The sequence below is a fragment of the Siphonobacter curvatus genome, from assembly GCF_002943425.1.
Lineage (GTDB): Bacteria > Bacteroidota > Bacteroidia > Cytophagales > Spirosomataceae > Siphonobacter > Siphonobacter curvatus.
The window spans coordinates 302,319-324,567 of sequence record NZ_PTRA01000001.1 but is presented as its reverse complement, the minus strand read 5'-3'; the positions used below and the strand labels follow the sequence as shown (position 1 = coordinate 324,567).

Annotated in this window: 21 protein-coding genes; 10 read left to right on the top strand and 11 right to left on the bottom strand. The window is 48.5% G+C overall.

Going from position 1 to position 22,249, the window contains the following annotated elements; translation table 11 throughout:
* Window positions 1-79 precede the first annotated feature (79 nt).
* Complete coding sequence (pdhA, locus tag C5O19_RS01320; RefSeq protein WP_104709569.1) at window positions 80-1,096, bottom strand: pyruvate dehydrogenase (acetyl-transferring) E1 component subunit alpha; 1,017 nt, start codon at window positions 1,094-1,096, stop codon at window positions 80-82.
* A gap of 131 nt (window positions 1,097-1,227) precedes the next feature.
* On the opposite strand from pdhA, the gene recF reads away from it, so the two are divergent.
* The gene (recF, locus tag C5O19_RS01315) at window positions 1,228-2,361 is read left to right on the top strand and encodes a DNA replication/repair protein RecF (protein ID WP_104713787.1); all 1,134 of its coding nucleotides are present in this window, start codon (window positions 1,228-1,230) and stop codon (window positions 2,359-2,361) included.
* A 230-nt stretch (window positions 2,362-2,591) separates the two neighbouring features.
* On the opposite strand, the gene C5O19_RS01310 is transcribed toward recF, so the two are convergent.
* The 4 genes from C5O19_RS01310 to C5O19_RS01300 all read right to left on the bottom strand — a co-directional run bounded on the left by C5O19_RS01310 (window position 2,592) and on the right by C5O19_RS01300 (window position 6,011).
* Window positions 2,592-3,944 carry an efflux RND transporter periplasmic adaptor subunit gene (locus tag C5O19_RS01310; RefSeq protein WP_104709568.1) on the bottom strand — a complete coding sequence of 451 codons (1,353 nt, stop codon included), beginning with the start codon at window positions 3,942-3,944 and terminating at the stop codon, window positions 2,592-2,594.
* Window positions 3,945-3,986: 42 nt separating this feature from the next.
* Window positions 3,987-5,426 carry a TolC family protein gene (locus tag C5O19_RS01305; protein WP_104709567.1) on the bottom strand — a complete coding sequence of 480 codons (1,440 nt, stop codon included), beginning with the start codon at window positions 5,424-5,426 and terminating at the stop codon, window positions 3,987-3,989.
* Window positions 5,427-5,642: 216 nt separating this feature from the next.
* Window positions 5,643-5,819, bottom strand: coding sequence for a hypothetical protein (locus tag C5O19_RS25920; protein ID WP_165795910.1), 177 nt, complete (start codon window positions 5,817-5,819; stop codon window positions 5,643-5,645).
* A gap of 39 nt (window positions 5,820-5,858) precedes the next feature.
* Window positions 5,859-6,011 carry a lmo0937 family membrane protein gene (locus C5O19_RS01300; RefSeq protein ID WP_104709566.1) on the bottom strand — a complete coding sequence of 51 codons (153 nt, stop codon included), beginning with the start codon at window positions 6,009-6,011 and terminating at the stop codon, window positions 5,859-5,861.
* A 241-nt stretch (window positions 6,012-6,252) separates the two neighbouring features.
* Between C5O19_RS01300 and C5O19_RS01295 the strand changes: the two genes are divergently transcribed.
* From C5O19_RS01295 to C5O19_RS01260, 8 genes are all read left to right on the top strand, one after another.
* Window positions 6,253-7,221 carry a YihY/virulence factor BrkB family protein gene (locus C5O19_RS01295; RefSeq protein ID WP_104709565.1) on the top strand — a complete coding sequence of 323 codons (969 nt, stop codon included), beginning with the start codon at window positions 6,253-6,255 and terminating at the stop codon, window positions 7,219-7,221.
* A gap of 36 nt (window positions 7,222-7,257) precedes the next feature.
* Window positions 7,258-8,145, top strand: a complete 888-nt coding sequence (locus C5O19_RS01290) for a tryptophan-rich sensory protein (RefSeq protein ID WP_104709564.1) — start codon at window positions 7,258-7,260, stop codon at window positions 8,143-8,145.
* Window positions 8,146-8,518: 373 nt separating this feature from the next.
* Window positions 8,519-9,580: a UDP-3-O-(3-hydroxymyristoyl)glucosamine N-acyltransferase gene (gene lpxD, locus C5O19_RS01285; RefSeq protein WP_104709563.1), complete on the top strand. Its 1,062-nt coding sequence runs from the start codon at window positions 8,519-8,521 to the stop codon at window positions 9,578-9,580.
* A 109-nt stretch (window positions 9,581-9,689) separates the two neighbouring features.
* Complete coding sequence (locus C5O19_RS01280) at window positions 9,690-11,084, top strand: bifunctional UDP-3-O-[3-hydroxymyristoyl] N-acetylglucosamine deacetylase/3-hydroxyacyl-ACP dehydratase (protein ID WP_104709562.1); 1,395 nt, start codon at window positions 9,690-9,692, stop codon at window positions 11,082-11,084.
* 55 nt (window positions 11,085-11,139) lie between these two features.
* Window positions 11,140-11,934 carry an acyl-ACP--UDP-N-acetylglucosamine O-acyltransferase gene (gene lpxA / locus C5O19_RS01275; protein WP_104709561.1) on the top strand — a complete coding sequence of 265 codons (795 nt, stop codon included), beginning with the start codon at window positions 11,140-11,142 and terminating at the stop codon, window positions 11,932-11,934.
* Window positions 11,935-11,986: 52 nt separating this feature from the next.
* Complete coding sequence (locus C5O19_RS01270; protein WP_104709560.1) at window positions 11,987-12,604, top strand: ABC transporter ATP-binding protein; 618 nt, start codon at window positions 11,987-11,989, stop codon at window positions 12,602-12,604.
* Window positions 12,605-12,674: 70 nt separating this feature from the next.
* Window positions 12,675-16,055 carry a DUF7948 domain-containing protein gene (locus C5O19_RS01265; protein WP_104709559.1) on the top strand — a complete coding sequence of 1,127 codons (3,381 nt, stop codon included), beginning with the start codon at window positions 12,675-12,677 and terminating at the stop codon, window positions 16,053-16,055.
* Between the two features lie 56 nt (window positions 16,056-16,111).
* Window positions 16,112-16,558, top strand: a complete 447-nt coding sequence (locus tag C5O19_RS01260; RefSeq protein WP_104709558.1) for a DUF4920 domain-containing protein — start codon at window positions 16,112-16,114, stop codon at window positions 16,556-16,558.
* Window positions 16,559-16,628: 70 nt separating this feature from the next.
* Here the strand turns inward: C5O19_RS01260 and gldF are convergent, their stop codons facing one another.
* From gldF to gcvH, 5 genes are all read right to left on the bottom strand, one after another.
* Entirely contained in the window at window positions 16,629-17,354 is a 726-nt protein-coding gene (gene gldF, locus C5O19_RS01255; protein ID WP_104709557.1) for a gliding motility-associated ABC transporter permease subunit GldF, read from the bottom strand.
* Window positions 17,355-17,435: 81 nt separating this feature from the next.
* Window positions 17,436-17,981, bottom strand: a complete 546-nt coding sequence (locus tag C5O19_RS01250) for a DUF4199 domain-containing protein (protein ID WP_104709556.1) — start codon at window positions 17,979-17,981, stop codon at window positions 17,436-17,438.
* Between the two features lie 52 nt (window positions 17,982-18,033).
* Window positions 18,034-18,579, bottom strand: a complete 546-nt coding sequence (locus C5O19_RS01245; RefSeq protein WP_094812458.1) for a DUF4199 domain-containing protein — start codon at window positions 18,577-18,579, stop codon at window positions 18,034-18,036.
* Window positions 18,580-18,627: 48 nt separating this feature from the next.
* Window positions 18,628-19,932: a dihydroorotase gene (locus tag C5O19_RS01240; RefSeq protein WP_104709555.1), complete on the bottom strand. Its 1,305-nt coding sequence runs from the start codon at window positions 19,930-19,932 to the stop codon at window positions 18,628-18,630.
* A gap of 142 nt (window positions 19,933-20,074) precedes the next feature.
* The gene (gene gcvH / locus C5O19_RS01235) at window positions 20,075-20,455 is read right to left on the bottom strand and encodes a glycine cleavage system protein GcvH (protein WP_094812463.1); all 381 of its coding nucleotides are present in this window, start codon (window positions 20,453-20,455) and stop codon (window positions 20,075-20,077) included.
* Window positions 20,456-20,615: 160 nt separating this feature from the next.
* Between gcvH and C5O19_RS25915 the strand changes: the two genes are divergently transcribed.
* Window positions 20,616-20,780, top strand: a complete 165-nt coding sequence (locus tag C5O19_RS25915) for a hypothetical protein (protein ID WP_158242685.1) — start codon at window positions 20,616-20,618, stop codon at window positions 20,778-20,780.
* Window positions 20,781-20,957: 177 nt separating this feature from the next.
* Here the strand turns inward: C5O19_RS25915 and uxuA are convergent, their stop codons facing one another.
* Window positions 20,958-22,154, bottom strand: a complete 1,197-nt coding sequence (uxuA, locus tag C5O19_RS01230; protein WP_104709554.1) for a mannonate dehydratase — start codon at window positions 22,152-22,154, stop codon at window positions 20,958-20,960.
* Window positions 22,155-22,249: the final 95 nt, after the last annotated feature.

The following is a 22,249-nucleotide window of genomic DNA, read 5'->3' as shown; positions in this document are numbered from 1 at the left end:
TGCCTTTCACCCGTATTGCTTTTCCTTCGTTGGCTTGATGTCGCAGGAAATTTCTAGCAACAAACAACCAATAACGCTATTACTCCTGAATAAACGGATAATCTTCCTGAACGTATACGTCTTTGTACGCTTCGCTCGGATCTGGCCAGGGTGATTCTTCGGCAAATTTCACCGATTCTGCCACCTGCTCTTTGATCTTATCTTCGATAGCGGCCAGCTCTTCTTCCGTAGCCAGCTCGTTTTCGAGGATGGTCGCCCGTACCCATTCAATCGGGTCACGGCGTTTGTATTCTTCTACCTCATCTTTCGTCCGGTACTTCTGAGGATCGGACATCGAGTGACCCCGGTAGCGGTACGTTTTGAATTCGAGGAAGGTAGGACCCTCGCCGTTACGAGCCCGCTCGGCAGCCCGGCTTACGGCTTCGTGTACGGCTTCTACGCTCATCCCATCTACGGGCTCCGAAGGCATATCGTAGGCCTCGCCGATGGTGTACAAATCCGTTACGTTAGACGTCCGTGCGACAGACGTTCCCATGGCGTAACCATTGTTTTCTACCACGAAAATGACGGGCAGTTTCCAGGTCATAGCCATGTTAAAAGCTTCGTGCAAAGCTCCCTGACGAACGGCACCGTCGCCAAAGAAACAGATACACAAATTTTTTGTTTTGAGATACTTCTCAGCAAAGGCAATACCAGCTCCCAGCGGGATCTGAGCACCGACGATCCCATGACCTCCGACGAAGTTTACTTCTTTGTCGAAAATGTGCATCGATCCGCCTTTTCCTTTGGTCGTACCCGTAGCTTTGCCGAACAATTCGGCCATGATTGCATTCGGGCTGGTACCCAGGGCCAGGGGAAACCCGTGGTCACGGTACGCAGTGATCCACTTGTCATCTTTCGTCAGGGCCGTAACGCAACCCGACGAGCAGGCTTCCTGACCAATGTACAAGTGGCAGAAACCCCGGATTTTTTGTTGTCCGTAGAGCTGCCCGGCTTTTTCTTCAAAACGCCGCTGAAGCAGCATATTTTCAAACCAATAGAGGTAGGTTTCTTTCGGGTATTTTACCTTCGCTTCGGCTTTTTCTTTTTTTGCCATTGAACGCGGGATTAAGAAGAATGGAAATAATGTCCGATTTTCCGACCTTTTCTCCGGCCGAAGGCACGAATCTGGAAAACCTTGGTACAAAACTTTCGGCGAAATTAGCCTGCAATCGTCAAAACACAAAGATGCTTTTTCTCGAACGCCTTCATTTAACGCATTATAAATCCTACGAATCGGGAAGCTTTCAATTTTCTGAGCGGGTAAATGCCATTGTAGGCGAGAATGGTAGCGGAAAAACCAATCTGCTCGACGCCATTTATTTTTTATCCCTGACTAAAAGTGCACTGACTACTCAGGACGCTTTGTCCATTCAGCACGGGGCTGATTACATGGTGATTGACGGAAATTTTTCTATTACCCCCTCGGAATCCACGGCCGATGAAGCGGCTCCAGTCGCTACCTCAGTACGCACGCAGCAGATTACCATTTCCCTTCCCCGGGGTCAGCGGAAGGCCGTACTGCACGATAAGAAACCGTACGAACGACTGGCCGATCATATTGGAAAATTTCCCGTAGTCTTGATTGCCCCCGATGATACGGATCTGGTTCGGGAGGGTTCGGAAGAACGCCGGAAATTTTTTGACGGGGTACTTTCCCAGCAACGCCCCGATTACCTGAGCGATTTGCTCCAGTACAACCGGATTCTGGAACAACGGAATGTACTTCTGAAGCAATTCCACGAACGCCATTACACCGATGAAGATTTGCTGGAAGCGTATTCGCAGCCACTGGTCGATCTGGCCTTGCGGCTACACGAACACCGGCAAGCCTTCTTAGCTGAATTTTTACCCGTTTTCCAGGAGCATTACGCAGAGTTGAGCGAAAGTCGGGAGGCCGTCGAAATCCGCTATGAGTCGGAAGTGGATCCCGAACATTTTCGACAACAATTCTGGCTGAATCGGCACCGCGATGTAGCCGCCCAGCGTACAACTTTGGGCGTCCACCGGGACGATTACGCGTTTGAAATCGACGCGTATCCACTTAAAAAATTCGGCTCGCAGGGACAGCAGAAATCCTTTGTGGTAGCTTTGAAACTGGCTCAATTTCATTTATTGACGCAGGAAAAAGGTTGGCAACCCATTCTGTTACTCGACGATATTTTCGATAAACTCGATGACCGCCGAATCACCAAACTGATGGGAATGATGAAAGATGGAACCTTCGGGCAAGTTTTTCTTACGGATGCCCGCCCCGAGCGAACCGAAACGTTACTCACAGAAGGAGGAATTCTAGCGAACCTGATTCGAACGGATGGATAGGTATCTTTTACCCTTAAATAGCCCTAGCGGATGTTACGGATAACGTATCTCCTGGGAAGTATTCTGATTAAACTGGTACGTATGCACCTGGAGAAGAAATTTTCTCCTCTCACCTAATGGATTATTGCATCCACGGCATTTATTACGAATTCAAGAATGGCAGACTATGCCTGCTCTCTAAACAAAAAATCCCCATCCAGGCGGCGGGGATTTTGTTAGTCACCAACAAACTATTTCTTTTCTTTTTCCACTTTCTTCATCACCTTATCCCCGGCTTTAAGCGTTTTGGAAACGAGGGTAAAGGGCCCGGATACAACTTCTTCTCCGGCTTTTAGGCCCGAAAGAATTTCAATATTTTCAAAATCGCTAATACCCGTTTTCACCGGACGCATCTGCACTACGCCGTTTTTGTGAATAAAGACTACTTCCTGCGGACGAGCTTCGGACCGGTTTTTTTGCGATTGAGGATCCGTCGCTGCCGTTTCTTTTTCTTCACTACGCGTAGTGACTGCGGCAATGGGTACACTGAGTACTCCGTTTTTGCGATCCGTAACGACCTCGACGGAAGCCGTCATACCCGGACGAAAAGGGAAGCTACGTTTATTTTTTCGATCCACCAGATCCAGATAGGATTCCGGTAAAATTCTGATTTTCACTTCAAATTCCGTTACTGCATCCGTAGAGGTAGCTGCTGCCGATAACGAGCTTCCACTGCCATTGGCCGTATTCGCAATAGAAGTAACCAGGCCTTTGAATTTTCGACCGGAATAGGAATACGCATCCACGTCAATAATTACCGAATCGCCTACGTTTACCCGAACAATGTCGTTTTCATTGACATTGACCCGTACTTCCATATTGTTCAGATTCGCAATCCGTAGCATTTCCGTACCGGCCATTTGCGAAGTTCCTACAACGCGTTCGCCTAGCTCAACGTCCAGCTTGGAAATAATTCCGTTGGAGGGAGCGTAAATAGTGGTTTTGCGTAAGGTTTCATTGGCATCGCGTAAGCCGGCATCGGCACTTTCGACGGCGAATCGGGCAGCTTCAATGTTGGCTTGGGCTGATTCTACATTTTGCCGGGCTACCTTGTAGTTGGCTTCAACCGTTTCGAAATCGGCATCCGAAATGACTTTATCCGCGTAGAGTTTTTTGTTCCGGTTGTAATCGGCCTGAGCCCGTATCAACTGAGCGTCTACCTGACCGAGGGCCGACTTCGTTTGTTCATAACTGGCTTTGGACTGATTCAACGCTGCTTTGGCCCGAGCTACCAGCGACTCATAGTTGTCCGGGCGAATACGAAGTAATAGTTGGCCTTTTACAACGGAATCCCCTTCGTGAATCTTCAACTCAATGATTTCACCCGATACGTCCGGACTAATTTTTACTTCTACTTCGGGCTGTACCTTACCAGAGGCACTGACGCGTTCGACAATATCGGCCGCTTTCACTACGCTAAAGGTTGCTTCTTCGGCTTTTTCTTTTCCGATCCAACCGGCTGATTTGGCTATGAAGAGCCCCCCCAACAGCAGAACTACTATTATTCCGAGAATCCACCAAATTCGATTTGAAGAACGTTTCATAACTAGGACCTTGGGCAATACTACGTGTATGTTGTTCCGCTTTTAGAAAGATAGCGGCTTATTTTGATAGTAATCCAGCACTTTAATTCTCAGCACATAGTCGTATTTGGCTTGAATCTGATTGATTCGGGAGCGGTCCAAATTCGACTTCGCCAGGTTGTAATCCACTGAATTGATGGCCCCCGCATTGAATCGACTTTCGGCGGCTTTAAAGGCCAGCTCCAGCGATTCCACCTGCCGGGTTAGTGATGCGTAACGTTTGGCGGCGGAGGTCATGTTTACGTACGCCTGTTCGATATTCTGTCGCAATTGCAGACGTACACTAGCCGCCTGATATTCCTGACTTTTGACATTCAAGCTAGCGGTAGAAGTCCGATACCGAACCTGATAAGCGTTGAAAATGGGAACTCGCAGGCTTAAGCCAATGCCACCGTTAACGTTATTGGTTAGCTGCTCCGTCCAGGGAATATTTTGGGTAAGAAAACCGGGCTGCGTGGTGGTAAAGGTAATGGGCACCTGCTGCCCTTGAAACTCAACAAAAGCTGTATTGGTAACCGTCGTGGGTGTACCAGCCAGTGAACGGCGGGCCGCACTCGAATAGTTGCTACCGACGGACAAGTTAAAACCTAGCGAAGGGAAATAGCCGCCCCGAGCAATATCAACGCCCTTACGAGCACTCAGAGTCCGAAGATCCGCCGCTTTTACGGCCGACTGGGTCTGCACTGCCGTGGCGTAAATATCTTGAATAGGCGTTTGGTACGTATCATCGGGCGTATTGATGCTCATTCGATCCAGCACTAATTCCCGAATTTCTGGTTCATTCATCAGTTGCAGAAGTTGCACTCTGGAAATTGCCAAGTTATTCTCCGCCGTTACTACTGACAGTTCATCGTTGGCAAACTGTGCCTGCAAATCCAGCAGATTAGCCTGTGGCAAAGCTCCGGCATTGACCAGCTTTTCGGTACGGGTGACCTGTTGCTGCGTAATGTCTACCTGCGTACGGGATACAGCCAGAATATCTTCGTTGTTAAGCACCTGTAGATACGCCAGCACGACGTTTAAAGCAACCTGATCGCGGGTAGCCTGCACATCGAATTCGCTAGCCTGCGTATTCAATTGATTTTGCTTGATGGTATTATTGACAATTCCGCCATTGTAAATAATGGCAGTAGAAGTCAGGTTAGCATTGTTGTAGTTGAGCGTTTGGGTTACGTAGCTGTTGGTAAAAGGGTCAATATTTCGACCCAAGTTTAGTCCCTGCGTAATGGCACTATTTAGCGTAGGTAAACGAGAGAACTTGGATTGATCCAAAGTATTACGGTTCACGGCAACCTGTACCTCGCTTTGTTTTACGTCCAGATTGTTTTTCCAGGCAATATCGACACATTCCTGGAGCGAACGCTTCGGTGCTGTATTCGTTTGCCCCCAAACCGGATAAGCTAGCAACAAGCTTACTCCCAATAGCCAGGCCTTTCCCATCATCTGTATCCTTGATTCATTTATTCAATGATACAGCAGGAGCGTGAAAGTGTCGAATGTTTTTTGGATAAGCGGTCATTCGTGCCTATTGAAAGCTCGTATAGACGTCGAACGTTCATATATATAAACAAAAAAGTCCAGGAGCATAGCTGCTGGACTTTCCTTTTCCCCCATTGTTTTACCTAACCTAACAAACCCTTTCGGGTAAGATCTATATAATTACACACGAGCCGACTTACTACGGATGGTTCGCATGAAGTTATTGAATTCGGTACGCTCCATTTTGGCCTGCGGACGGTAGTAGCCCAAATCTTTCTTTGAGCTTGCCATATCCATGATGGCGGCAATTGCAGCCCCTACTCCCAGGGTCAACAACATGATAAGAGCTAGTGACATAATAATCTGATGTGGGCGGTGATGGATAGCTTGTTTTTGCTATACTGTTCCTCTACGGATAAAGGTCAACAGCAGTGAAATAACTGCGATTACAAGCAAGATGTGGATAAGCCCTCCGGCACTGTATCCTACTACTCCAATTAACCAGCCAATAATTAAGATGACAGCGATGATATACAATAGACTTCTCATGATGGTTAAAGTTTTAAAGTTTTACGTGAATCGGTATGTGCCTAGTTGAATAAAAACTCTTTGCCACTGTGCCAATACTCGCATTTTTAGCTTCAATAAGCCTTATATACGTTAAAGTCGTAAAAGTTCGAGTAAATAATTCCCCGTCGCGGGGAAAAAGCCCTGAGGTACAACGGGGAAGGGAAGTGGCATATAAATGGTACCCCAGCTGATATACTCTATTAATCCTCCAATCAGACCCATGAATCGCCTAAAAAGCATTGCTAATTTTTTTGCTGAAGTCTATAGTGAGTTTTCCAGTGACAACGCACTTAAGATGAGTGCTTCTCTTTCCTATTACATGATTTTTTCCCTGGCCCCTATGCTTCTAGTGATTATCTCACTACTGGGCATTTTCTACGGTCAGGACGCCATTCAGGGTCAGGTTTTCGGGCAAATTCAGGGGCTTGTCGGTAAAGAGGCCGCCTTGCAGATTCAGGAAATCATCCGCCGGGCTGAGCTTTCCAATCGTTCACCGCTGGCGTTAACAGTGGGTATTGGTACGTTAGTGATTGGGGCCACGGGGGTGTTTGGAGAAATGCAGGATTCCATCAACCGCATTTGGTCCTTACGGGCCAAACCCAAGAAAGGCTGGTTGAAGCTTCTTATTAACCGATTGCTGTCTTTTTCTCTGATCATTAGTATGGGTTTCATATTACTCGTATCGCTGCTCCTCAATTCGCTATTGGATGTGTTCAGTTCGCAACTGGAACGACTTTTCAATAGTCAAATGGTAGTCGTTGTATATATCATCAATATTGCTTTCATTTTTACGGTAATCACGGTATTGTTTGCTTTGATTTTCAATGTATTACCCGATGGAAAACTGTATTGGAAAGATTCCTTCGTTGGAGCGGGTTTTACCGCGATCCTGTTTATGGTAGGTAAATTTTTGATCGGCTTGTACTTAGGGCAGTCCAACCTTAGCTCTACCTACGGCTCAGCCGCTTCGCTGGTGATCATCCTGCTCTGGGTAAATTACTCGGCAGCTATTTTGTACTTCGGAGCGGAGTTTACTAAAGTCTATGTCAAGCAATACGGGCGGGGCATTGTACCGAAAAACGAGACCGTTATAGTCTATGAACAGGAAATTGAACCTAAAAATCTCGAACAGGGCCAGATACCCCACGTCAACGTGGCGAGTCTGAAAGGCTATTATGATAGACACTGATTGTCATACAAACCCAGCTTACTAATCCTCACAGCCATGAAAACATATGTTAATGCCGACATTCGGCCCGAATCCCGGCCATCGTTCGCCATCAAAACCCTGCAAATTTTAAATTTTGTTACATTCCTGATTACGCTGGTAGTGAATTGGGCAGCCGTGAGCTTGCCTTTAAATGGTAAATCGACCAGACAGCTTTCGGATCAGTATCCCAACCTATTTACACCCGCCGGGCTTACGTTTTCGGTTTGGGGGGTGATTTATACCATGACGGCTATTTTCGTCTTTTTTCAATTGAAAGGCCTATTTAGCTCCCTATCCAGCGACTATGTCAACCGCGTAGTACGGCGGCTGAGCGGTTGGTTTATTGCGTCGAATCTGCTGAATGCCACCTGGATTATCGCTTGGCATTATGAGTACGTAACGTTATCCGTAGTTATTATGCTGGCTATTCTGGTTACGCAATTGACGCTGCTCGTGCGGGTACACGAAGTTTCTGAAGTAGATACCTCCTGGGGACAACGTTTTGTCGTACGCACGCCCTTTGGCCTATACGCCGGCTGGATTTCTATTGCTACCATTGCTAATATCACGGCTTGGCTGGTCAGTATCAACTGGAATCAGTTCGGTGTCTCGGCGGAAGTTTGGACGGTGATTATGATCATTACGGGTACCATTCTTGCTCAGTTGGTGCTCTTTACCCTTCGCAGCGTTTCGTATGGACTAGTCGTTATTTGGGCCATTGTGGGGATTATCTTAAAACGGTATCAAACGCCGGACCCTAACATGACCATCGTGTACGTATGCGAGATCTGCATTCTGATACTGACGATTTCCGTAATCCTGATCGCCTTTACTAACCTGGTCATTCCTATTCGCAAAAGCCCCACTTTGCACTGGACCCGGCCTCGGATTCAACACGATTAAAGCCCCATTCTTTCATTCCTGACATTCCTCCGTATCCGTATAAACGTGCGGAGGAATGTCTGTTTTTTAGTACTCCTTGAAACAAGTTCTTTCAGTCAGCGTTTTTAGAATGCGAAGCTCCTCTAAATCAGTAGGTCCGTTCATCGCAAGGTGATTCGGTTCATTCGAAGTAATCCGTTGAATAACTCACGCTTACGAAAAATAGATCATTTTTTCATACTGGATAGACTCCCGTTCTTTTTCATTTCAAAAGTCTTGTATCTTTGCCACAAAAAACCCGGTTTATAGGCAATTTTGTTGTATTTTCCTAAGGCAAGAGCCATACATACATGACCGAGGAAACTATTCCTAACCGTCGTTTTATATATTCTCCATGGAGTTTACAATTGCACAGGTGGCCCAGCTTTTGGGCGGTGAAGTAAAGGGTCCTGCTGATCAGAAGGTTAGTCGTCTAGCTAAGATCGAAGAAGGGACACAAGGGGCGATTAGTTTTCTGTCTAACCTCAAGTACGAGCACTACCTTTATACAACTGCTGCCTCGGCCGTTATCGTTAGCAAAGGCTTCGAGCCTAAAAAAGCATATACGCCCACACTTATCGTGGTGGATAACGCCTATACGGCTTTCACCCGACTGCTGGAAGTTTACCATAATGCCCTGAGTTTTCGTAAATCAGGGATTGAAGAGCCCGTACACCGGGGTCAGGATACAGAAATTGGTGAAGGCGTTTATCTGGGAGCATTTGCCAGCATTGGCGACCACTGCCGGATCGGGAAAAACGTAAAAATTTACTCCCAAGTTTACATTGGTGATAACGTAGTCATTGGCGATAATACCATTCTGTACTCGGGCGTAAAAGTCTATGATAATTGTCGGATTGGAGCCAATTGTACCCTTCATGCCAATGCCGTAATTGGATCCGATGGCTTTGGTTTTGCTCCGCAAACTGACGGTAGTTACAAAAGCATTCCCCAGCTGGGTAATGTGGTTCTGGAAGATTACGTATCCATCGGAGCCAATACTACTATTGATTGTGCAACCATGCCGGAAGATTCAACCATCATCCGGGAAGGAGCCAAACTCGACAACCTGATCCAAATTGCTCATAACGTCGAAATTGGTCGCCACACGGTTATGGCCGCTCAGTCGGGCGTTTCAGGTTCCTGCAAAATTGGTGATTATTGCATGATCGGAGGACAGGTAGGTATTTCGGGTCACCTGCATCTTGCTGACCATACGATTATCACTGCTCAATCCGGAATTTCAAAGTCGATTGAGAAGCCGGGAACCATACTGAGTGGCTCCCCCGCCGCAGAAAACCGGGAGAACCTCAAGTCGCAAGTACTGGTTCGTCGACTTCCCGAATTGGAAAAGCGGGTCCGGGAACTAGAAAAAATTCTGAAAGAATTATCTTTGCCCGCTAATAGTATTCAGTAGTTCAGCAGTGAGTCGATAAACGCTTTTTTCGTTTCTCATTTTGAGGTAACCGAGGAAAGATTCAAGGACTTTACAAAGACCCTAATCGATAGCTGTTCATCCATCCAAGATGAATCTTAAACAGCACACCATTCAGAAGCCCGTCACCGTTTCCGGCGTAGGGTTACATACCGGCGTAATCGCATCTATGACGTTTCAGCCGGCTCCAGTCAACCACGGTTACAAATTCCAGCGGATTGATTTACCGGGTCAGCCCATCGTCGATGCGGACGTTGACTATGTAGTCGATGTATCCCGTGGTACTACGCTTGAACACAACGGAGCCCGGGTGCATACAGTTGAGCACACGCTAGCCGCTTTGGTGGGCCTTCAGATCGACAATTGCCTCATTCAGCTCGATGGCCCCGAACCGCCCATTATGGATGGTTCTTCCATCAAGTTTATTGAAGCCCTTGACGATGCTGGACTCGTGGAGCAAAATGCCTTGCGTAATTACTTCGAAGTTCCTTCGGAAGTACGCTACCGGGACCGGGATCGCGACGTAGAAATTGCTGCTTTGCCACTCGATGACTACCGCGTAACGGTGATGGTGGATTATAACTCGAAGGTTCTGAGCAGCCAGCACGCCAGCTTGAATGATATTACCCTCTTTAAACAGGAAATTGCCAAGAGCCGTACGTTCTGCTTTCTGCACGAACTGGAAGCTCTTTTTAAGGCCAATTTGATTAAAGGTGGTGACCTTTCCAATGCCATTGTCATTGTAGACCGGGAGTTTGAAGACGGGGAACTCGATCACCTGTCCTCCTTACTCGGTAAACCCCGCGTAAGTGTAGTACCTGGCAAGGGTATTCTCAATAATATTGACCTGCACTATGCCAACGAACCTGCTCGTCACAAACTGCTCGACGTAGTAGGTGATCTGGCTTTGGTAGGCCGTCCGTTGAAAGCACAAATCCTGGCCGCTCGTCCAGGTCACGCTGCCAACGTGGAAATGGCTAAAAAAATCAAGAAGCTGATGCGGGAAACCCAAAAACCCAGTATTCCGGTATACGATCCGAAGATTCCACCGGTCATGGATATCAAACAGATTTCCAATTTGCTGGCCCACCGCTATCCCTTCCAGTTGATTGACAAAATCATTCACATGGATGAATCCAGTGTAGTAGGTATCAAAAATGTAACGATGAATGAGCCCTTCTTTACTGGTCACTTCCCCGAGAATCCGGTGATGCCGGGTGTACTGCAAATCGAGGCGATGGCTCAAACGGGTGGTATCTTGGTGATGAGTACCGTACCCGATCCGGAAAACTACTGGGCGTACCTGGCGGCTATCGAAAACTGCCGGTTCCGTCGTAACGTAGTGCCGGGTGATACCGTTATTTTCAAGTGCGAATTTATGGCTCCCATGAAACGGGGTATTGCCAAAATGCACGGACAGGCCTGGGTGGCTGGTCAATTGGTGATGGAAAGTGACATGACCGCAAGTTTAGTACGTAAAAAATAAGCCGACCCGTTTACGGTAGGTGAAGTAAGCGTACCGTATTCTGGCAATGAACAGAATGATACAGCCCTTAGCATACGTTCACCCTGATGCAAAAATTGCCCCCAATGTGGTCATCGAACCCTTTGCGGTCATTCATAAAAATGTTGAAATCGGTGAAGGTTCCTGGATTGGCTCCAATGTTACTATTTTCGAAGGAGCCCGTATTGGGAAGAATGTTCAAATTTTTCCCGGTGCCAGCATCTCGGCCGTACCGCAGGACCTGAAATTCGAAGGCGAAGAAACCTTGACTATCATTGGTGACTATACTACGATTCGGGAATGCGTAACCATTAACAAAGGCACGAAAGCAGCGGGTAAAACGGTTATTGGCAGCCACTGTCTGCTCATGGCCTACACGCACATTGCCCACGATTGTGTCATTGGCGACCATTGCATTATGGCCAATAGTGTACAAATGGCTGGTCACGTGGAATTAGGGGATTGGGCTTTTATCGGAGGCACAACCGCAATCCATCAGTTTTCGAAAATTGGGCCTCACGCCATGATTGGTGGCGGTTCGCACGTACTGAAGGATATTCCTCCGTATACAAAAGCGGGCCGGGAACCCATTGCGTACGTCGGTTTGAATTCCATCGGCCTGCGTCGGCGGGGATTCAGCAACGAGAAAATTGCCGAAATTCAGGAGATTTATCGCTACGTATATCTGAAAGGCTACAACAACGCTGAAGCCCTGCACCGGATCGAAATTGAACTCCCTGCTTCGGCTGAACGGGACGAAATTATCAACTTCATCCGCTCCTCCGAACGAGGCATTATGAAAGGCCCTGGCAAAGGGACATCCGTAGAATAGCACTTTTTGAAAAGGTCAGAATCATGTCTTCTGACCTTTTTCTTTCTTTCCCATGCAGATCATTCTCGAACAGCTGGGTAAACGGTTTATTCGGGAATGGATTTTCCGCCGCTTATCCCTCGAACTTGCTACCGGCGACCGACTGGCCATTACGGGTCCGAATGGCTCCGGCAAATCTACGCTTCTTCAGGTCCTCACGGGTGCGATGCCCGCCAGCGAAGGCAAGATTCAGTACTTCGAGGGATCCAATGAAATTCCAGCGGATCACTTTTTCCGACAAGTCAGTATCGCCGCTCCGTATCTGGAATTGATTGAAGAATTTACGCTGACCGAACTTGTCGATTTCCACCAGAAGTTTAAGCCTTTCAAGCAGAATCTGAGTACACCCGCCTTCATTGAACGCCTGGATCTGAAGGCTTCCCGCGATAAATTCATCCGGAATTTTTCTTCGGGCATGAAACAGCGGCTCAAACTCGGTCTGGCTTTCTACTCGAACGTACCGCTGGTCATTCTGGATGAGCCCACTTCAAACCTGGATACCCGCAACAGCGACTGGTATTTCGAGGAAGTTCAGAAGCTGGATGCCGATCAAACACTGATCATTGCTTCAAACGTGCCCGCCGAGTACCAGTTCTGCGAAAAAGTAATTGACATTCAGGCGTATAAGTAAAAATCCGATTCCTGAGGTTCTCCGCTTTCGGTGGCATTTTGTATATTCGTTGCCTAACCTCACTGAAGCGATGCGGAACCTGTTTACCTGCCTGCTTATCTTTCTTACTTTATCTGCATTTGCTGACAATCAGCCCGTTACTTTCATTCCCAATCAAGGTCAGTGGGACGCCAGCGTGCGGTACCGCATTCAAATTCCGGGCGGCCAACTGGACCTGCGGACGGATGGGATGGATTACGTTTTCTACGACACGGATTACTTCAAGCAACTTCATAACCGAACCTTACCGGCCAACACGCCCTTAAAGCTGCACGGTGTACGCGTGTATTTTGAGGGTTCCAATCCGAACCCAACCCTGAAAAGTGACCTCTCAGACGGAATTTCCCGAAATTACTTCCTGGGAAACGACGCCCGCCGCTGGGCTTCCAACGTTTCTGGTTTCGGCGAAGTCGTGTACAAGGAATTGTATCCGGGTATTGATCTGCGACTGTACGCTCACCATTCGACGATTAAGTACGAATTCATTGTACACAGCGAAGCTAACCCCGATCTGATTAAGATGCGGTACGAAGGTTCGGAGAAGCTTTCCGTATCCGAACACGGGAATCTGGAAGTTCGCACGTCCATGGGCTGGTTTCGGGAACTGAATCCGTACAATTACCAGGAAATTCGAGGGAAAACCACGGAAGTGAAAGGTCACTTCGCCGTTCGTGAGAAAAACGTAGTGAGCTTTCACTTACCCAATGGCTACGATCCTAAACATCCGCTGATCATTGATCCGGAGTTAATCTTTGCCAGCTTCTCCGGCTCTTATTCCGACAACTGGGGCCACACCGCTACCTACGACGCCGAAGGTAACCTCATCTCCGGTGGATCGACGAATGCGACTGGTTTCCCCGTAACCGCGGGAGCCTATCAAATCAATTACGGCGGCAACGGCGGTCAAACCCTCTGGGATGTTGCCATTCTGAAATTCAATCCAACGGGTACCCGCTTACTGTATGCTACGTACCTGGGAGGTACACAAACGGAAGTACCGCATAGTCTCATTGTTAATTCCAAGGGAGAACTACTGATTTTTGGCACGACTTCCTCCCAGAATTTTCCAACCAGTACGCAAGCTCATAAACGCAGTTTTAGCGGCGGCACCTACGTTCAACCGCTCAGTGGGATGGACTATAACAACGGTAGCGATATTTTTCTGGCAAAACTTAGTGCGGACGGGAAATCGTTGCTGGCATCCACCTATTACGGTACGACGGCCAACGATGGTCTGAATCTGAATACCCTTCTAAGCATTCAGTATTACGGGGATGCGTACCGGGGCGAGATTATTACGGACACCCAGGATAATGTACTGGTAGCAACGACTACCCCCTCGGAACTTCCCCTAAGCCGCCCCGACCGACTGGCTGCTACCGTTCTCAAATTCTCACCGGATTTATCGAAACTGATCTGGGAAAGACCGAAGATTATGCCCGGCTTCAGCGGAGCATACGGGATACGGGCGGCGGCCTCGGGGAATATCTACGTCTGCGGAGCCGTACGCGATAACCTGCCGACACCCGAAGACGGGTGGCTGGCCAAACTAGATGCCAACGGAAACGTACAGAAAACCAAACGCATCGGTACCAGCAACGCCGACGTAGCCATGCTGCTGGATCTGGATAAGGACGAAAACGTCTACGTATTAGGATTGAGTAATGGTGGGAAATACCCGGTTACGTCGGGCGTGTACACCAACCGGAACAGCGGTCAGTTTATTCATGCCTTTGATCCAACACTGGACCGAACGCTTTTTTCGACCGTCATTGGTAGCGGTAGAGGTACACCCGACATCGCTCCGACGGCCTTTCTCATTAACGAATGCGGAAATATTTACCTGGCTGGCTGGGGCGGCGAAGTCAATGCGACCATCGGCACAACGCTGGCACTCGCAAGTAGTACCAAAGGCTTGCCTGTTACCACCGACGCTTTTCAGAAAACGACGGACGGTAGTAATTTTTATCTGGCTCTGTTAGAAAATGGAGCAAAGTCCTTGCTGTACGCGACGTTTTTTGGCAATACCAATGCTTCGCCCGACGTCCGGGGCGATCACGTGGATGGCGGTACCTCTCGCTTCGACAAACGGGGGTATGTCTATCAGGCCGTTTGTTCCTGTCAGCCTTCCTCCTTCCCTACCACGCCCGGAGCCTGGTCTACCGTAAACCGGGCTGGCAACTGTAATAACGCCGTTTTCAAGTTTGATATCGACAATCTGGAAGTGAAATTCGATATGTTCCTAAATAGCAAAAAGCAGGATACGATCGATGTCTGTACGCCCGCTAAACTGCAATTTGTCAATACGAGTACCGGGGGGAAAAGCTACGAGTGGAATTTTGGGAATCTGGGTAAATCTACAAATCCCGTGCAGGGGGAGTTTACCTTTACTAAGCCTGGGGTATACGTCATTACCCTCGTGGGTCGAAACCCCTTGAGCTGTAAACGAGAGGCTCTCTATCAGCGAACCATCCGCGTTTCTGAACCCGCTTTTCAAGTGAGCAAAGATACGACGATGTGTCTCGGCGGAACGGTACAGTTGCGGGCTTCCGGCGGATCAAATTACCAGTGGACGGCCCACAGCTCGCTTAACAGTACCACCATTGCTAATCCCGTAGCCACCCCTACCGAAACGACTACCTATACCGTTCAGGCTTCCGATTCGAAAGGCTGTACGGGGCAGAAGTCGGTTACGGTGACCATTCAACCGCTGCCGGTTCAAGTCACAGTTTCGGAGCCAGTCATTTGCAAGGGCCAAACGGTTCGCATTCAGGCGACGGGTGGAAGTTCGTATCAATGGACTGGCTCGGCCATCAGCGATAGTAGTAAGGCAGCCATTACGGTACAGCCCACCCAAAGTACCGCCTATACGGTTATCGTTAAAGACAATAAAGGGTGCCGTGGACAGGCTACGGCCACCGTGACCATTGATGAATCGTTTCGGCCTGATTTTGCCGTTGAAAAGGTGTTTGACTGCGTAAAACCCACGCAAATACGCATCAAACTGGCCAATGCGGGCGGCGATCAGTACGACTGGTATCTAGGCAACGGCGATTCGCTGGCGACGCAACAGCCTTCGCCCTACGTGTACCCCAAACCCGGCACGTATCAGGTGACGGGAATTGCCAAACGTGGCAGTTGTACCCTTTCAGCCTCACAACCGATAACCATTGAGCCACCACTGGAAGTGCCCAACGTAGTAACGCCCAACGGCGATGGCAAAAACGATCAGTTTGTGATTGGTACCAATGGACTAAAATTGGATGTGTTCAATCGCTGGGGAAAAGCCGTGTATCAGCACGTGAGTTATCAAAACGACTGGACCCCCTCCGTAGCTCCGGGAACCTATTACTACCTGATCACTTTTCCCGACGGCAAACAGTGTAAGAGCTGGGTGCAAGTGGTCAACTAACTTGGGTACTTTACAGTTAATCAGTATTTTAGCATTCCATTCAAACGTACATACCCATGAAATCATTCGTCATAACCCTGGCCTTGGCCCTTACCGGACTGGCGGCTCAAGCTCAGGCTACCTACCACGGAGCTAAAATCACGACCGATCACGCGATTTCAACCACGCAATTGGTGGAACAAATGAAGAAATCCGATACGCTTGCTACCAAAGTGACCGGTACGGTAGAATCCGTTTGCAAAATGAAGGGTTGCTGGATGAAAGTGAAACTGCCCGAAGGAAAGACGATGCGGGTTTCTTTTAAAGACTATGATTTCTTCGTACCGAAAGATATTGAAGGCAAGACGGTTGTATTTGAAGGACAGGCCTTCTCCCGCGTTACACCCGTAAATGAACTCAAACATTACGCCGAAGACGCCGGAAAATCAAAAGAAGAAATTGCGAAAATTACGCAGCCCGAAAAAGCCGTGGTTTTCGTAGCGGATGGGGTTATTGTTAAATAATAGTCTATAGTTTTCAAAGATAAAGGCCGAAGGAGATCATTCCTTCGGCCTTTTCGCTTCTAGTATTCTCTTACTCCCGTTGCGTTAGTTTCCAGCGGGTTCCTGCCAGAGCGAGGATAATTAAGGAAAGGAAGTAGATGATATTCCGTGAGTCAATTAGTCCTCGTCCGAGGGCATTGTACTGCGTATCCAGCCCCAGCCAGCCCAACCAGTACGCGGCTCCATTCCAGACTTCCAGTCCAGCCACGGAGCTTAAACCGACATACAGCAGGAAACTAATAAACACGCCCAGTAGGAATGCGATGATCTGATTATCTGTCAGTGAAGAAGTGAACAGTCCAATGGCCGCAAAGACGCAACCCAGCAGAAAAAGGCCGATATACGATCCCTGTACGCTCGCCGAATCAATGTTCCCCACCGGATTTCCTAACTGATACACGGAATAGTAGTAGATCAGCGTAGGTATCAAAGCCAGAAAAATCAGAAAACAGGCGGCCAGAAATTTACCAATGACCAGTTGCCACTCGGTTAGCGGCTTGGTGAACAGCAATTCCAGCGTACCAATTTTTCGTTCTTCGGCAATGGACCGCATGGTGATGGCGGGTACCAAAAACAAAAACACGTACGGAGCCAGATTGAAGAACGTCGCCAGGTCCGCGTACCCACTGTTCAACACACTCGTATCAGGAAAGATCCAGACCAGCAAGCCCATCGCCAGCAGAAACACAGCCATTACGACGTATCCAACCAGAGAGCTTAAAAAGGAATTGACTTCTTTCTTGAATATAGTAAACATACCGTAAAAACAGGGAGAAATAGCAGAGTGAAACCGGGCGTATAACGCTGAAGGAGCCTGATAAATTTTTCCGGGATCCGCTTATGCAAACATGGGGCGATCCCGCTTGACCACAGCGGCGACGATCAGACCGAGGACCGTACCCACGATTACGCCCGTTAAGATGGTCATTACAAAACTAAAACCGGGATTGGTCATCAGGGTAACGAATCGCATGGCCGTTTCGGTTTGCTCTTCGGTCATGCCGCGTTCTTCGTACGCATTCCGTAAGGCCCGCAGCGTTTTTTCCTGAGCTGAATTATCAATGAACTGCGTATAGATCAAAATAAGACCCGCCGATAGTACCCCCCATACCGCTCCGGTCAATGCCGCAATCCCTACCCCCTGGCCAAAGGAAATATATCCTTCGTTATGCGTACGAAATTCCCGCATCGCCAGCACCAATACTAAAACCGTAAAACCGATTTGTAGAAAATTGGTCAGCAAACCCCAGCCCATGTTGGCTTTCATGGGGTCGTCAGGCATCATATTCAACGCCTGATAACTGATAGAGAATACAGCGGTAACGATCCCAGAAATCGCTCCCCATTTCATGGCGATACGAGCAGTAGAGGGGGTTGGTTCCATAGCCTAGTAGGTGGATAGGGGTTAATGATGCAATTGAAGTAGGGTGATACATTTAACTACTAGCACTCATCTTCCGAATCCAGATCGCTACCAGAGCCGCGTAGAGGAAGTGAAAAATCATGCGTAACATGCCAAAATTGCTCCAGAAAATAGATTCCGGGGAAATCTGCTCAATTTGCTCCAGAAAAAGCTTGAAGTCAACCGGTCCTGCATCTTTCTGATTGCCAAATTGTTCTTTGACCATCGTCTGATCCTGCAAGGCCAGGCGTTTCAGATCTGTGATAAATTCCGGAACCAGTGAAGGTTCGACATATCGAACGTAACCCGCCACTAATAAACCGTCCACAAAGCTCGCCGTCAAGACGACCAGTACGCAGAACCCAAAGATTTCCAGAAAATTCATGGGTCGTCGGACGTTTTTCCAGTAGCGGCGGGCTCCAAAGGCCATCGCTACCCACATGAGGATCATCCCCAGATTCCGGCGGGTACCCAGTGGCATGGCGTCTGTCAGCTTTAGTACGTAGAAATAAGCAAAGCAGGCTAATCCAGCCAGCAAGCCTAAGCCTAAAGCCAATCGTAGAAAATACTTGTTAATCATGGAGGTGAGGCAATGTGTGGCAGCGAACGTTGTTCGCTGCCACACCAGCTATACTTTAAAACTCAAGGGTTTGCTATGAAAGGTACTCGTACCCTGATTCACGACGCCGTACACTTTTCCGCGTAAGGTTTTACCTACGAAGGGTGTATTCTTTCCTTTGGATTGCCAGTCAGCCAAACTTACCGTCCATTCTTCATCCGGATTAAACGCGGTCAACTGAGCAATTTTCCCTTCGGCAATCGTTACCGGGTTTCGCTGTAATACGGAGCGAGGATTGGCCGTAAAGAGTTCCAGGACTTTTTCCAATCCCAGATTTCCGTAGGTCAGGGCCGTTGCAAAAGCTGTTTCCAGACTACTGATTCCAAAGTCGGCTAAGTCAAACTCCAGGTTCTTCGATTCCGTATCCTGGGGATAGTGATCGGACACCAGAGCATCAATGGTACCGTCGGCCAGAGCCGCCCGCAGAGCTTCTACTTCGCTGGCCGGCCGGAACGGAGGCATTACTTTCAGATTCGTATCAAATCCGACCAGATCTTCATCGGTAAACGCCAGGTAATGAGCAGCCGTATCGCAGGTTACGGGTAATCCCTGAGCTTTCGCCTGCCGGATCAATTCTACTGAACGAGCCGTTGAGACCAGGGAAAAATGCAGCCGGGGCCGCAAGTCAAAGGTTTCCACCGCGTATTCCAGCAGGCGTAAATCCCGCTGAATCATCAGTTCCTCCGCCATAGTTGGAATGCCCCGCATACCTAGCATGGTACTCATATTTCCCTCGTGCATCTGACCGTGAACCGTCAGCGTAGGCTCTTCGGGACGTTGAATGAGCAGACCATTCACCTGGGCCAGATATTGAAGCGATTTCAGCAGGATGTCGGCATTCCAGATGGGTTCTTCGCCATCGGTAAAAGCGACGGCTCCCGCATGATGCAGATCAAGCATTTCCGTGAAATCTTTGCCTTCGCAACCCAGGGTAAGAGCGGCAGTGGGTAAAAACTGTACGGCCTGATCTTCGGAAAAACTGCGGAAATAATTGAGGCTTTCTTTCCGCTGTACTACAGGCTTGGTATTGGGAAGCAGTACGACTTCCGTGAAGCCTCCAGCGGCGGCCGCCCGTTTCAGGCTATATAAATCTTCCTTAGCCTCGTAACCAGGATCTTTGGCGTGAACCCGCAGATCGCACCAGCCCGGCGAAATACAAAGTCCCTCCTGACGGATTTCTTGCCCAGAGGAGATAGCGGCAAGATTTTCACCCATTTTTCGAATGATACCGTCTTCAATCCACACATCCACCACCTGATTATGAAATGCCGAATGCGGATCAATAATGCGAACGGAACGAAAGAGAAGATTCATAGGGTCGAATGTTGAACAAGGAACAAAGCATACCGAAAACTCGGTGTCCTTTGTTCCTTGCTCTGATCAATGGTTTATTGACGATTTTCGGCCACCTCGCTCAGAGCGATACGCACGAAAATAGAAAACGGTCGACTGTCGACTAGTGTACAGACTCCTGGTAAGTAGCGGCGTCCATCAAGGCATCCAGATCAGCCGGATTTGACACCTCAAGCTTAATTACCCAGCCATCACCGTACGGATCGGTATTGACTTTATCGGGACTGTCGTTGAGGCTCTCGTTTACTTCGAGCACTTTACCCGCAACGGGCAGGAACAGATCAGATACCGTTTTTACGGCTTCTACTGAACCAAATACTTCGTTGGCAGCCAATTCCTGATCCAGGGAATTAACTTCTACGAAAACCACATCGCCCAATTGATCCTGAGCATAATCGGTAATACCAACCAATGCTACGTTACCGTCAACGAGTTTAATCCATTCGTGTTCAGCGGTGTAGCGAAGTTCTGAAGGAAAGTTCATGTGTTTGTGATGGCAATCTGTCTGAAATTCCCTGCAAGTTACGGAAGAAGTTCAGGGTTTAGCGTCCGGGGTTTAGAGTTTTTTCGATTTCCCGGCTTGCGGAGGCAAGCTCTGGTGGTACACTGTTTTTACCTACTCCCCTCAAAAAACAATAAAAGCTATGAAAGCCAATCCAGCCTCACAGAACACAGCGGCTCATAAGCATAATAAAATGCATAAGCCCGAAAACAAAGACAACTTGGACAGCCGGGTCAAACAAGAACTCGACAATAACTCGAATAACCGGAAAGAAATCCGGAGCAATCAACCCAAAGATAAAGAGTAACGAAAAAGCGGATTCCCTTTCAGGAATCCGCTTTTTTAGTTTTCGGTTTTTAGTTGTCAGTTGGGTTCATGCCAGCTTATCAATGCAATTCTAATTTAGGAATCCCTACGATCTGTTGTAGATCACTTACCTTCGAGTAGTTTGCAATTGAAAATGGAAAATAGGCCACTGAAAACGTTACAAACTTTGCGTAATCCCCAGTTCTAATCCCCGTAACTCAGCCAGTCCTCGTAAGCGACCAATGGCCGTATACCCTGGATTCGTCCGTTTTTCGGGATTCAGATCATCCAGCATCCGGTGACCGTGGTCAGGTCGCATGGGAATATTTACATCCGTACGTCCTTCCTTTTCCCGACGTTTCATTTCTCCCACGGCGGCTTTCATTACCTCGTACATCCCCGCATGCCCTTCCAGGTGATTAGCTTCGTGGAAGGTCTCCGGTACCTCGTCAATTTCGCGGTGCACGCTCCGTAAATGGAGGAAATACGTACGGGGTCCGAACTCCTGTAGCATAGCGGGCAAATCATTATCCGCCCGTACCCCAAAACTTCCCGTACAGAAGGTCAGTCCATTCGCAGGCGAATCCGCTACCGAGAACATCTCACGAATATCCGCTGCCGTACTCACCACCCGCGGTAATCCCAGAATCGGCCGTGGCGGATCATCCGGGTGAATACAAAGCTTCACCCCTACTTCTTCGGCTACGGGTACTACTGCTCGCAGGAAGTAATACAGGTTTTGCCGGAGTTCGAAGTCACCGATTTCAGCGTAATAATCCAGTACTTTCTGGAATTGCTCAACGGTGAAACTTTCTTCCGAACCGGGCAGACCCGCAATGATATTACGAATCAGTAAGGCTTTCTGACTTTCGTTTAACGTCTTAAAGTAAACCTCGGCCCGTTGACGGAAAGATTCCGAGTATTCGGCCTCCGCCGCCGAACGCTTCAGTATAAATAACTCGAAAGCTGCGAAGGCGACGGCATCAAACCGCAGGGCTTCCGACCCGTCGGGTACGACGTAGGCCAGATCCGTTCGCGTCCAATCGAGTACGGGCATGAAGTTGTAACATACCCTCGTAATGCCTTGCTGAGCCAAGTTACGTAAGGTTTGCTGATAATTAGCAATGAGCTGATCCCGGTCGGGCATGGCTCGCTTGATGTGCTCGTGCACGGGTACACTTTCGACTACAGCCCATTCCAGTCCAGCTGCCTCGATTAGCGTTTTGCGGGATTCAATGGCTTCGGGAGTCCAGATTTTACCGTTAGGCACTTCGTGTAAGGCCGAGACAATACCCGTAGCTCCGGCTTGCCGAATGTCCGACAGCCGTACAGGGTCTTTCGGACCAAACCAGCGAAAAGATTGAAGAAGAGGCATAAAAAAGTTTAGAGTTTTCCGTTGTCTGTTTTCAGTTAAAGAGTTCTTGGCGAACCTTTAGTCGGAACTGCGTGAGCCGTATCATTCGCTACGAA

Coding starts and splice junctions, on each gene's coding strand:
- C5O19_RS01245 (WP_094812458.1), bottom strand. CDS start 18,579: ATGATTAACAAGTATTTTCTACGATTGGCTTTAGGCTTAGGCTTGCTG.
- C5O19_RS01310 (WP_104709568.1), bottom strand. CDS start 3,944: ATGAAACGTTCTTCAAATCGAATTTGGTGGATTCTCGGAATAATAGTA.
- C5O19_RS01260 (WP_104709558.1), top strand. CDS start 16,112: ATGAAATCATTCGTCATAACCCTGGCCTTGGCCCTTACCGGACTGGCG.
- C5O19_RS01300 (WP_104709566.1), bottom strand. CDS start 6,011: ATGAGAAGTCTATTGTATATCATCGCTGTCATCTTAATTATTGGCTGG.
- lpxD (WP_104709563.1), top strand. CDS start 8,519: ATGGAGTTTACAATTGCACAGGTGGCCCAGCTTTTGGGCGGTGAAGTA.
- pdhA (WP_104709569.1), bottom strand. CDS start 1,096: ATGGCAAAAAAAGAAAAAGCCGAAGCGAAGGTAAAATACCCGAAAGAA.
- uxuA (WP_104709554.1), bottom strand. CDS start 22,154: ATGCCTCTTCTTCAATCTTTTCGCTGGTTTGGTCCGAAAGACCCTGTA.
- gldF (WP_104709557.1), bottom strand. CDS start 17,354: ATGTTTACTATATTCAAGAAAGAAGTCAATTCCTTTTTAAGCTCTCTG.
- C5O19_RS25915 (WP_158242685.1), top strand. CDS start 20,616: ATGAAAGCCAATCCAGCCTCACAGAACACAGCGGCTCATAAGCATAAT.
- C5O19_RS01270 (WP_104709560.1), top strand. CDS start 11,987: ATGCAGATCATTCTCGAACAGCTGGGTAAACGGTTTATTCGGGAATGG.
- C5O19_RS01295 (WP_104709565.1), top strand. CDS start 6,253: ATGAATCGCCTAAAAAGCATTGCTAATTTTTTTGCTGAAGTCTATAGT.
- C5O19_RS01250 (WP_104709556.1), bottom strand. CDS start 17,981: ATGGAACCAACCCCCTCTACTGCTCGTATCGCCATGAAATGGGGAGCG.
- C5O19_RS25920 (WP_165795910.1), bottom strand. CDS start 5,819: ATGTCACTAGCTCTTATCATGTTGTTGACCCTGGGAGTAGGGGCTGCA.
- C5O19_RS01305 (WP_104709567.1), bottom strand. CDS start 5,426: ATGATGGGAAAGGCCTGGCTATTGGGAGTAAGCTTGTTGCTAGCTTAT.
- C5O19_RS01240 (WP_104709555.1), bottom strand. CDS start 19,932: ATGAATCTTCTCTTTCGTTCCGTTCGCATTATTGATCCGCATTCGGCA.
- gcvH (WP_094812463.1), bottom strand. CDS start 20,455: ATGAACTTTCCTTCAGAACTTCGCTACACCGCTGAACACGAATGGATT.
- C5O19_RS01290 (WP_104709564.1), top strand. CDS start 7,258: ATGAAAACATATGTTAATGCCGACATTCGGCCCGAATCCCGGCCATCG.
- lpxA (WP_104709561.1), top strand. CDS start 11,140: ATGATACAGCCCTTAGCATACGTTCACCCTGATGCAAAAATTGCCCCC.
- C5O19_RS01280 (WP_104709562.1), top strand. CDS start 9,690: ATGAATCTTAAACAGCACACCATTCAGAAGCCCGTCACCGTTTCCGGC.
- C5O19_RS01265 (WP_104709559.1), top strand. CDS start 12,675: ATGCGGAACCTGTTTACCTGCCTGCTTATCTTTCTTACTTTATCTGCA.
- recF (WP_104713787.1), top strand. CDS start 1,228: ATGCTTTTTCTCGAACGCCTTCATTTAACGCATTATAAATCCTACGAA.